Genomic DNA, 11,144 nt, shown 5'->3' with positions numbered 1-11,144 from the left:
TATTGAAATAAAAGAATATTAAAATTAGATGCTAGGGTTTCTGGGATGACGTACTAGATGGCTGCCTACTATTTAAACAGCCTGTGGCTGTGCTCAGACCATTAACAAAGAGTTGACAAGTGATATTCAATTTTGGGAATATGCTCGCCACTAGAGCATATGCTCACTTTGAAATGAGATACTAAAGCGTGTGGGTTGGTTTGAACGTTTGAGACCTACTTTCACAATTTAGTAACGCGATCTCAGCTATATGGGATCCGCGCGGACTTAAATTGACACAGGTTGGATAAACTATGACGTCTCAAACGCATAACAGCAGTATCGGTGATATTAGCGAAGAGCAGTTACCTATCCCGAAACACAAATTAAAAGGCTGGACTCACTTTCTCGGCCTTTATGCCGGTGAACATGTTGCGGCAACAGAGTTTGTATTTGGCGCTACATTTGTAGCTCTTGGCGCGACCATGACAGACATTTTACTCGGTTTGTTAATTGGTAATATTTTAGCGGTGCTCAGCTGGACGCTTATCACTACGCCTATCGCGGTTGAAACGCGTTTAAGTCTTTATACTTATCTGCAAAAAATTGCAGGTGATTCAATGACTAAACTCTATAACTGGGCGAATGTCATTATTTTCACTGTCATATCTGCCGCCATGATCACAGTATCAGCTACCGCGGTGCGCTTCGCGTTCGATATTCCTGCACAGCTCAATTGGTACCCAACGAACCCTTGGTTTGTGGCTATTGTGCTAGCGGTTGGGATTATCGTCGTGCTTGTTGCTATGTACGGTTTTACCGCAGTTTCCAACTTTTCGGGTATCTGCGCACCTTGGTTACTGGTGATGTTCCTTAGTGGGCCTTTAATTTTGATGCCAGCGTTGGCTGATTCTGTCATAGGACAAACGGGGTTAAGTAGTTGGTCTGACTTTATGCATATTGGCAGTGTCTCAGTATGGACAGGACTCGATACCAATGGTGAGCCAGGTATAGGTTTACTCGAAGTCATTGGTTTTTCGTGGGCTGCCAATACCATCACTCATTTTGGCCTAATCGATATGGCGATATTGCGTTACGCGCGTAAACGCTCTTATGGTTTGTGTACGTCTGCGGGTATGTTATTTGGTCATTATATAGCGTGGATTTCTGCAGGGATCATGGGTGCAGGTACTGCCGTTATCGTTCAAAAATCAATTTCGGAACTCGATCCAGGTGACGTGGCCTATCATGCCCTAGGATTATCAGGTTTGGTGATTGTCATCGTGGCCGGCTGGACCACTGCAAATGCTAATCTTTATCGCGCCGGGTTAGCGGCTCAGGCTATTTTCAAAAACCATTCACGTACTAAAACTACCTTGACTGTGGGCTTAGTGACGGTTGCCGTTGCGTGTTTCCCATTTGTGTTCACTAAATTACTACCTCTACTTACTTACGCAGGGTTATTGGTTGTTCCTGTTGGCGCTATTGTGTTTGCAGAACACTTTATATTCCCGCGTATCGGCTTTACTCGTTACTGGGTAGCCTATCGCCAACTTAGTCATAGTCGTCCCGCTGTTATGGCGTGGGGCCTAGGCTTAGTGTTTGGCTTTGGTTTGAATGTGCTTGATGTACTGTCGTTTTACTACTTATTTATTCCTACTTGGTTCTTCACTATTTTCGTTTACACCTTTATGGCTAAGCGTCACGGCGCCGCCGAGAAATACCCTGAAGAGCAAGCCAAAATGGAAGCGTTCAATGAACAAGTGGAGCAACATCAAGCAGCACAAGCGGCTCTTGAACCAGAGCACGTGCAGGACGTTTCAGCATTGACGAAAGTATTGCGCGTGATTTCAATTTCCAGCTTAGTTATCACTTTCGTTTTAGCGTGTAACACCATGTTCTTTAGCGCAGATATCGCAAGCTATGAAGTCAACCGAGACCTGTTCTTCAATATAGGCTTTATCTGCACGCTTATTTATTTCTTCACCGCATATTGGGCAATGCAGCGCAAAAAATTGGGCGATGCCGCACAAAAAAATGCCGCTAGCATGACTGTTTAGGACAAAAAATATGACTATCAACGATTCTATTTTATTAAATCAAGCAAATTTATCTTCGCTGCCAGATAGCATCACAGTACCGAATTATGACCGTAGTCAGGTGACGGCAGGGATTGTACATATTGGAGTAGGCGGGTTTCATCGTTCTCATGAAGCGTTTTATACCGACGATTACATGCAACAAAGTGGTGATTTATCTTGGGGGATCTGTGGTATTGGTTTGCGTGAAGGCGACCGTAAAATGCAGTCCATTCTTAAAGAGCAAGACTATTTATATACCTTAGTTGTTAAGCACCCCAATGGGAAAGTTGAAAACCGGGTCATTGGTTGCTTAACTGACTTTTTACTCAGCTGTGATGCACCGCAAAAAGTTATCGATAAGATGGCCAGTGACGAGACTAAAATTGTTTCTTTGACCATCACAGAGGGGGGCTATAATTTCAACCCCGTGACCGATGAGTTTGATTTTACGCACCCTGATGTGGTGCATGACTTAGCGAACCCAGGCTCGCCTCGTTTAGTCTTTGGTTATTTGGCAGCGGCCCTGAAACAGCGTAAAGAGGCCGGTAAAAAGCCATTTACTGTGCAGTCTTGCGATAATATTCAGCACAACGGCAATATGACGCGAAAAATGCTGTTGGCCTATGTGGGTCAATACGATAAAGCGTTAGCAAGTTGGATAGCCGAGGAAGTGCAATTTCCGAATGCCATGGTTGACCGTATCACACCTGCCACCACAGGGGCCGATATGGCTTACTTAGCAGAGGAAGTGGGGGTAAAAGATAACTGGCCTGTGGTCTGTGAGCCTTTTCTTCAGTGGATTATTGAAGATAAATTCAGTGATGCGCGTCCTTTGTGGGAGCAAGTTGGTGCACAGTTTGTAGATGACGTCACTCCTTATGAGAAGATGAAAATCCGCTTACTCAATGCAGGGCATTCTGTTTTAGGTATTTTGGGCTCAATTGATGAGCAGGAAACCATTGATGGAGCAGTACAGGAGCCTCTTTTCGCTCGTTACCTGCGTTTGTTTATGGACACTGAAGTCACGCCTATTCTTGATCCAGTACAAGGCATCGATTTAGCCGAATATAAAGATGTGTTGTTCGAGCGTTTTGCTAACCCGAACATCAAGGACAATCTGTCACGTATTTGTTTAGAAAGCTCGTCAAAAGTGTCGACGTTTTTGCTGCCGACTTTGCTGCAAAACTTAGCGAATGACGGTGACATAGCGTGCGCCACTTTAGTGGTTGCAGCTTGGTGTTACTACAGCGACAAGCAGGTGAACAAGAATGGTAAAGCACTGGATATTAACGATGTGATGGCCGCTGATTTACACAAGGCCGCGCAGCAAACATCTGATGACCCATTAGCATTTCTGCAATTAGATAGCATTTTCGCGGAAGTGAAAAAACAGCCTAGGTTTGTAGCAGAATACCAGAAGCAAATTGAAGCGCTTTACGCAAATGGCGACATAAAAAGCCAGATGCAAGCAGTAGTAAGTCAAGCCCAATAAGAGGTAGACGCAATACCCCAGTTTGCTTAAGCAAACGGGTAGGCCGACACAATGATTAAACAGACATTGTGTCGGTATTTTCCCGCCCCCTTGTTTCTTTCCCAAACTAGCCTTATCTCATTGATAGCCGAAAAGTGATGATTCTCCATCAAAGACGTTAAAATGAGGTGTTATGTCTGATTTATTGCAAGATTTACAATGGCGTTATGCAACGAAAAAGTTCGATTCAAGCAAAGTGGTAGCGCAAGAAAAAGTTGAGTTTACTTTATACCAATTCCATTAAATAATTAACTACTCAGCGAAAATTTAAAAGGACTTAATCAAGGCGCTTAAACGAAGTAATAGTGGTGCTCTTTCGAGTTTGAGCAACACAGAGTAAGTCCTTTTAAAATTCGCCCGTAGGGAATTCCCCAGCGGGTTTTGCACTACGTTCTCGGTATTTGAAAGGGAACAACCATTACTACACACCGACGCCTTGTTCAAAACCCGCTGGATGAATTCTGAGAGGCCAATTATTTAATGGAATTGGTATTAGAAGCGATTCGCCTTAGTGCCAGTTCTAGTGGTTTACAGCCTTATGAAGTCCTGGTAGTCACGAATAAAGACGTGCGCGAAAAAATGCTACCCCATGCTTGGGGGCAGCAACAAATTGCGGATGCCTCCCACGTTTTGGTATTTGCCGCTTGGGATAACTACACCGCTGAGCGCATCAATATGATGTTTGATTTGGTGAATGACGAGCGCGGCTTTAAAAACCAAGGTTGGGAAGATTATCGCAATATGTTGCTCAATACTTATCCTCAGCGAGATGCCCAAACTAACTTTGAGCATGCTGCTCGTCAAGCATACATTGGTTTAGGTTCAGCATTGATCGCAGCGGCAGACGCAAAAGTCGACAGTACTCCAATGGAAGGCTTCGTACCGGATGAAGTAGACAACATTTTGGGCTTAAAAGAGAAAGGCTTACGCTCAGTCATCATGTTACCTTTGGGCTATCGTGCAGATGAAGGTGACTGGTTAGTTGACTTGAAGAAAGTGCGTCGCAGCGACGAAGACTTTGTTACTCACGTCGCTTAAGATATTTGCCACTGAATAGGTGGTCATGTATTCAATATTGACGAAATGAACCCTAAGCGCGAGTGAGAGCTTCATTCGCGCTTTTTTATGCCCACTTTTGGTAGGCCATGCCATATTTAGCCGCTAAAGATACGTTGTGCGTGCGTCGTCAGCCCTGAGGTGACACTGCCGAAATGATCCCCAATAACAATCTCTAAATTGGGATACAGCGAATTTATCCACTGCTGAACAACAGGCGATATAGCGGTACCACCTGTCACGTACAGTACGTCAGGGCTAGTGCCAGCTTGGTTAATTGCGTCTGTCATTAAGCCTTCAAATTTACGCAGTTCATCTGCAATCGCATCGCTTAATTGGGTGCGGGTCATCGGTATCTCTAATCCCTGTTCAATATAGTGCAAGGGCAACTGAATCTCGTGCTGGTCTGATAGCAGTATTTTTGCCTTTTCTGCACTTCGACTAACCCGTAAACCGTATTTACCGTCACGCAGGGTTTTTAAACGATTCAGTTTTGGGGTAGGGCTGATGCGGCAATACTCTTCAATGTCTTTACCCGTTAGGCGGCTGTTAAAGGCTTGCTGGGCGGCAACATCGTTTACACTCACTGCCTGCTTAAATAAATGATTGGGCACCGGCAAACCATTGGTTAATACGGTATTCTTGCCAAATTCCGGCATCAGCGCCATCAAGGCGAGCTTGTTGTCTAAATCAATACCGCCAATGCGTTTACCTGTGTGGCTTAAAATACATGCTTGTCGGTCGATTAAATTGACATAGCTGGGACCAACCTTGATCATTGAACAGTCAGTCGTACCACCGCCTAAATCAAGAATAAGCACGATTTTATCGTCGCTTAATTGACGTTCATAATCATAGGCAGCAGCGACGGGCTCCATCAAAAACTGTACGTCTTTAAAACCGACTTTGGCCGCTGCGCTGTTGATAATACTTAAAGCTTGCTTATTACCGTCTTTGCCCAGTAAACCATGGAAGTTGACCGGGCGGCCGATCATGATTTGACTGAGCTCTTGCTGCTTAATGTACTCGGCTTCTTGTTTGATAAACGCCAGCATTTTTTCGACAATGCTGGTGAACACTGCTTTTTGCGTGGAATTAATATCTGCCCCTAGGAATGACTTAGGCGATTTAATGTAAAAACCACTTTCAGGGGCGGCTACATGAGTTTGCTCTGCTTCTTCGCCAAAAATAACATCGCCATTCGCCGCTAGCGCTTGAACAATACTTTGCGCGGGTTGGTCATTGGCTGTGCTTAATCTGTGTTCTTTACGCAATTGCTTGCGCGCCATATTAACCAACTGTTCGTGACTCAGTGAGCTGAGATTCCCATTGTCTTCTTTTAGCTCAGCAATCTGCTTAGTAATCATATCTGCGGTTAGATTAAGCGTTGCACTTTGACTGTGTTCAATAAACAGTGATGACGGCAGGCGATATTTCCCATCTTCGAGAGGAATAAGTACGGGAGCGTTATTTTCAATAACGGCAATAGAGCAATTTGATGTGCCAAAGTCGAGGCCTGCGAACATTTAAAAGTTCCTTAAGGACAATAATCATGTTCAGTATTTTAATATAAAGCGCATCAGCAGATTGTTATTTAAATGTTGGTTGTGCATTAGATGGTGATTGTATGAACAAGCGCGTTGGTTAATTTGATTGCAATAAGTGTGTTGGGTTGCTATCAATAGCCCAATTAATAAACCCAAGGCGAATAGTAGAGAGTAAATATGGATATGAAAAAAGCGGTGTTGGTAGGCGCAATATTGTTGGCTGTTGTATACATCGCGGGCTCGATGATGGCGACGCAAAAAGCAGAAGAAGTGATGCAAGGGGTGGTCAATGAAAGTGCTAGCTTTGGAGTTGATATCACCTATGAGGATTTATCAGCATCGGTCTTTGGTAGCGTATCCATCAGCGAGTTGGTGGTTAAAACATCAATAGGCAAGATCCTGATTGACGAACTTGATATAGATGAATACGACCAAGATGACGCATTTATTAGTGAGCTTTCATTAACCGCGGATGATATTGAAGTAACGGGGTTTCCAGTAAGAGCTAACCCTCGGGATTTATCAGAGGCGTTGTTGTTTTTGTTACAACAGGAAGATAAAAGTGCTGATCTCGCTTTGTCGATAGAAATAGACATAGAGGAGGATGAAGCCGAATTAGAGTACATGAGCATAGAAGGTGATGACATTGGTGAGTTTCGTATTTCATTGAACATGACAGGCCTCGAAAAAGTGCGCGAGCTGGGCAATCAAAGCGCATTACTAATAGGCACGGTCTTGTTGCAAGATTTAGTCGTGCATGAAGCCTCATTGTATTTAGAAGACGACGGTATTTTACAAACCTTACTTGACAGCGAAGCTCAACAAAAAGGCGTTAGCGCCCAGACTTTACGGGAGCAAGCTATTGAGCGAGGCAAATTGGCTAAAGAAAAGGCCAGCGATAAATTTGAGCAACAATTGGCTGAAGCAGGTATCGCTTTACTCGAAGGTGATGGTATTACCCTAACGCTAGACAAAGACACACCAGTACAATTAGGTCGCTTATTTTTAGCGGGTGAACAAGGGATGCAAAGAGAATTGCAAAAAGTGAAGTTTGATTTAGAGATTGATTAGTCAGGTAAGATGAAAACATGCGCCACCTAGTGGTGCGCATGTTTGTTTTCAATCGGCTGTGAGGTGAAGTTGTGCAGTACGATGTCTTTTTTAGATAAGTCGAAAAATACCGAACCGACAATGTTGTGACCCTCTGACATCCAATTTTCATGTTGGTGACTGTTTAACGATACCGCGACTTGATTCACCCCTGCCTGCAACCAGTTTTGCGATATGTGTGCATCTTCGCCGTACAATCGTTGGCGCTTAATCCCGTTCACATAAACATGAGCATGGCCTTGCAAAATTGTGCCGTTGTTGCTTTCTTGTTTCGCCGTGTCTGGGGCATTAAGTCGATAATTATCTACCTCAACATGAATGTTCACACCGTCTATTTGATCTCGAAAAACGTGCAGCTGGATCTTAGGGATTGGTGTTCCTTGTCCTATATCCCTTGCCTTATGCTCATGTATTTCGGTTGATGCTAGCGTGTTATTAGCCGCTAGGCTAAAAAGCGTAGCGGCAACGACGAACATCGGGGTGATTACGTCATGTTTAGTAAGGGATTTTAGCCTACGTAATTTCATATCATCCTCCTGGAGGTGGCCCCATTCCAGCCCCAGTGCTACAAGATGCGACGGCATTATCTTGTAATTGCCCAGCAAACCGAGTGCCGATAATGTACGGGAACGCAGGTACAAAGCTGTCATTTTCTTGCGCTATGGTGATGTGGTAATGGTAGCCGTGTGCGCTGTCCGTATGACCATTGTACTGATCGAGGTAGGCTCCGCCTTGTGCGGTTAATTCGCTATTCCAATAATAATCCTCGAAGTAGTAACCGTTTTCGGCAACGAGTTGGTTACCTGACAGCGTTTCAACTACTTCATCAAACTCTGGGCCTTGGGTAGCGCTTTCGGTTCCCAGCGATATATCGTATTGATCAACCAAGGTGCAGCTGCGAGCATTGTCAGAACAGCCAGTGGCTGAGGTTGAAGAATAATCGCGAACTTGCCAAGCACTTACGGCTAATTGGCCATTTCCTTCCCAGGGGCCATAAATAGGATAGCCATCGGCGGCGTAACCATAAATAGGCGAATGTTGATCGCCGGTATCACCGACGAGATCGGCTAAACATCGGGTGTAGAAATGATGATGATAGTCGCCATTCGCGGCGTGCCCGCCACAGATATCAACATCATATTGTTCTGCAACGGGGGCAAGGTTTTGCCAAGAACCCTCGTTGTTGTAACTCATTCCATCACCCCAGTTATACACGGATGAACCATTCACAAATAAGCCAATTTTACCTAAGCCATTTTCGCATTCTTCAGTGGTTGCTTGAGGTGCTTTGGGAAAGTAGACCTCTCTTTCATCTTCAGTGGGGCAAGCCGGTCCTGGCGGCCAGTAACCATAACCGGCATTGGTATTACAATTTTGCCCACTACTGACGTACCCAATATCTTCACCAAATTTTACAATGTCGCCTACCGAAGCAGTTGTTTGACCTGTAACTAAATCTGAGCTGGCTCTGGGGCGCTCATTGATAGCGTCAATAATATCCTGGGTCACAGTCACATCGTATTTTGGGATCCCTTGGCTAGTGACAAGGGTATAATCAACTGTATCTATGGTTTCATCTTCAACAGATTGCACGTTAACCAGCACACCCACACCTGTGGATGAATCTAAAATGTGGCTCGATACTTCATTGGTGGTATTGATTATCCAAACGCTGTCGTTCGTCGCATCATCACTTGCATCGCCTACATTGACCGTCACCGATACGGTATCGGTAACCGCATCATTGCTGCCATCTTCTACAGATATTTGAAATAACAGCGTTTCAGAGTCACTGACGGCGGGCGCTGTGAAACTGGTGACTGCTGATGTGTTGCCTGTCAGAGTTACGTCAGTTCCTGATAGTTGGACCCAGCGAACGTCATAGCTTGTATCATCATCTGAGATACTGGCAGAGAGGGTGACGGAGTCGCCACTTGTTACTGTTTGCGCTTCTCCGGCATCCACAGTCGGAGCTGAGTTAGTTGTTTGATCTGCTGTCGTGTCTTCGCTGTTGGATGACTCTGAACCACAGCCGGCAAGGAAGACGCACATGAGAAAGACGCTTGTCCACTTGCCATAGATAGTAAGTTGTTTATTAGCCATATCGAACCTATCGTAAGGACCATTCTTCATCCCCAAAATATAATGAATAAATGTGCAGATATGGTGCGGATATGATGCAGTTATGGTGGAGTTAGCTGAGCATTACCTAAGCTATCCCTCGGCTTTTAGGAGCATGCATCCTAAGCCCTGTTACGCATCATAGTCCGCGCAGACTTACTTCATTACTCCGCCAGATCGTGATGACTTTTGTATACGCCAGTGTTGTCAAATGTGCGCTCTGGTGGCAAGTCTTTGGCGACGTTGAGTATTTTGCGGCCATCTCGGTCTTTGCTTATGGTGAACGCGTCGTAAATTTCTCCGTTGGCGGTGAATGATTGATACTTAAGCGTATCAGCGGTTTTATTGATGACTTGATAGGTTGGGGTGTTTTCACCAATTCGTTCAAGCTTAACGCCGTAATTTTTATACTCGTCCCAGCGAGTGGGTTTAATAGGATAGGTTTTAGGCCCGGCTACGCTGGTAATAAAAACGCTTTTGACCTGCTTGGAAATCTTTGATGTTGCCACCTTTTCAAGGTCTTTTTCGGCGCCAATACTGCCACGAGCATAGGCATGATCATGGCCCTGCAGTACTAAATCGACCTTATGCTTTAACATAATGGGCAAAAATGCACTGCGTATTTCTGGCTCGTCTTGGCCTGGGGTATTTAGCGGCATGCCGCAAGATGAAAATATAGGATGGTGCATCGTGACGATGCGCCATTTCGCTGTGCTCGTTTGCAACGCTTGGTCTAACCATTTGGCTTGGGCTTGAAGTAGGTTTATGTCACCGCGCGCTTCGGAGTCGAGCACAAATACATCCATATCTGGGTAATGAGTAACATAGGCTGTTTCTTGCAGTGCATTGGGGAGAGATGGGGTCCGCGGTAAGGTAAACTGGTTTTGCCACAGTGTCGACAAGGCCCAGCTTTTTTCTGCATTTTCGTGCACTTGCCAATCGTACTCATGATTACCCGCCACTAACACAGCAGGCAGAGTTCTGTGGACAAACTGCCCTGCATTTAGCCAGTTTGACCACTGCTGGTCGCTTGCCCCTTCATTGACCAAGTCCCCCGCATAAATAGCAAATTGCGCGTCTTGAGCATGTTGCCATGCTCGGCGGAGCATGAGCGGCCAGTGAGAATAAATGCCGTTTTGAGCATCGCCAAAATACAAAAAGGAAAAGTCTTGATCAGTCTTCGCCGCAGCGGTTTTTATTTGTTGCCAAGGTGACCATTTTCCTGTGGCGCCAGCAACACGATAATTGTAGTAAGTGTCTGGTTTTAGGTCTTTAAAGGTAAGTGAATGGTAACTTACACTCTGTAAACCTTCGTTCTTTGGGTAGCTAAATTGACCTTGCTGGGTAGTGCCCTGTGCTAGTGACATGGTATATGTTTGTGCTGCAATTTGGATTGCATTTATATCGTAGCGAGCATCTGGACTGGCTTGAACAATTTGTCCATAGCTTTTTTTCACACTTTGGTCAGTGCGCCATGTTAATGAAAAACTATTCGCCGGGAAGGCCGTAGGGGTGGCAATAATCCGGTCAGGCCAATCAGAAGCAGCAGGGTGCGGTGTTAAGGCCTTATCAGGCGCAGATTCGCCGCTGGCAGCAGTCGTGATTAACCACAGTGAAATGAACAGCAGAGTGCGTATAGAGCAGGATATAAGTGACACTTTCATAAGAAACCTAAAGCTTAACGAAAAAAAATGCTAACGCGCTACGACAATTCGTAGC

At 45.0% G+C, this 11,144-nt stretch carries 8 protein-coding genes; 4 read left to right on the top strand and 4 right to left on the bottom strand.

Going from position 1 to position 11,144, the window contains the following annotated elements:
* The first annotated feature begins 293 nt into the window (after positions 1–293).
* From FX988_RS09255 to FX988_RS09240, 3 genes are all read left to right on the top strand, one after another.
* A complete protein-coding gene (locus tag FX988_RS09255) occupies positions 294–2,039 on the top strand; it encodes a purine-cytosine permease family protein (protein ID WP_160179363.1) in 1,746 nt (581 codons plus the stop codon).
* Between the two features lie 10 nt (positions 2,040–2,049).
* Entirely contained in the window at positions 2,050–3,552 is a 1,503-nt protein-coding gene (locus tag FX988_RS09250) for a mannitol dehydrogenase family protein (RefSeq protein WP_160179361.1), read from the top strand.
* A gap of 519 nt (positions 3,553–4,071) precedes the next feature.
* On the top strand, positions 4,072–4,629 hold the full coding sequence (locus FX988_RS09240) for a nitroreductase family protein (protein WP_160179359.1): 558 nt from the start codon (positions 4,072–4,074) through the stop codon (positions 4,627–4,629).
* A gap of 116 nt (positions 4,630–4,745) precedes the next feature.
* On the opposite strand, the gene yegD is transcribed toward FX988_RS09240, so the two are convergent.
* On the bottom strand, positions 4,746–6,173 hold the full coding sequence (yegD, locus tag FX988_RS09235) for a molecular chaperone (protein ID WP_160179357.1): 1,428 nt from the start codon (positions 6,171–6,173) through the stop codon (positions 4,746–4,748).
* Between the two features lie 198 nt (positions 6,174–6,371).
* Here yegD and FX988_RS09230 point away from each other — a divergent pair, with 198 nt between their 5' ends.
* The gene (locus FX988_RS09230; RefSeq protein ID WP_160179355.1) at positions 6,372–7,265 is read left to right on the top strand and encodes a hypothetical protein; all 894 of its coding nucleotides are present in this window, start codon (positions 6,372–6,374) and stop codon (positions 7,263–7,265) included.
* A gap of 26 nt (positions 7,266–7,291) precedes the next feature.
* On the opposite strand, the gene FX988_RS09225 is transcribed toward FX988_RS09230, so the two are convergent.
* The 3 genes from FX988_RS09225 to FX988_RS09215 form a co-directional block, all read right to left on the bottom strand.
* On the bottom strand, positions 7,292–7,831 hold the full coding sequence (locus FX988_RS09225; protein WP_254700770.1) for a hypothetical protein: 540 nt from the start codon (positions 7,829–7,831) through the stop codon (positions 7,292–7,294).
* Position 7,832: 1 nt separating this feature from the next.
* Entirely contained in the window at positions 7,833–9,407 is a 1,575-nt protein-coding gene (locus tag FX988_RS09220) for a YHYH protein (protein ID WP_160179353.1), read from the bottom strand.
* A gap of 182 nt (positions 9,408–9,589) precedes the next feature.
* Positions 9,590–11,089 (bottom strand): purple acid phosphatase family protein, encoded by a 1,500-nt coding sequence (locus FX988_RS09215; protein ID WP_160179351.1) that lies wholly within the window; start codon positions 11,087–11,089, stop codon positions 9,590–9,592.
* Positions 11,090–11,144: the final 55 nt, after the last annotated feature.

Source organism: Paraglaciecola mesophila (genome assembly GCF_009906955.1).
GTDB lineage: Bacteria > Pseudomonadota > Gammaproteobacteria > Enterobacterales > Alteromonadaceae > Paraglaciecola > Paraglaciecola mesophila_A.
The sequence above is the reverse complement of the archived record's forward strand: the minus strand, read 5'-3'. Positions and strand labels throughout refer to the sequence as shown.

Excerpts from the sequence above, each read along its gene's own strand:
- FX988_RS09255 (WP_160179363.1), top strand. The coding sequence starts at position 294 with ATGACGTCTCAAACGCATAACAGCAGTATCGGTGATATTAGCGAAGAG.
- FX988_RS09250 (WP_160179361.1), top strand. The coding sequence starts at position 2,050 with ATGACTATCAACGATTCTATTTTATTAAATCAAGCAAATTTATCTTCG.
- FX988_RS09240 (WP_160179359.1), top strand. The coding sequence starts at position 4,072 with ATGGAATTGGTATTAGAAGCGATTCGCCTTAGTGCCAGTTCTAGTGGT.
- yegD (WP_160179357.1), bottom strand. The coding sequence starts at position 6,173 with ATGTTCGCAGGCCTCGACTTTGGCACATCAAATTGCTCTATTGCCGTT.
- FX988_RS09230 (WP_160179355.1), top strand. The coding sequence starts at position 6,372 with ATGGATATGAAAAAAGCGGTGTTGGTAGGCGCAATATTGTTGGCTGTT.
- FX988_RS09225 (WP_254700770.1), bottom strand. The coding sequence starts at position 7,831 with ATGAAATTACGTAGGCTAAAATCCCTTACTAAACATGACGTAATCACC.
- FX988_RS09220 (WP_160179353.1), bottom strand. The coding sequence starts at position 9,407 with ATGGCTAATAAACAACTTACTATCTATGGCAAGTGGACAAGCGTCTTT.
- FX988_RS09215 (WP_160179351.1), bottom strand. The coding sequence starts at position 11,089 with ATGAAAGTGTCACTTATATCCTGCTCTATACGCACTCTGCTGTTCATT.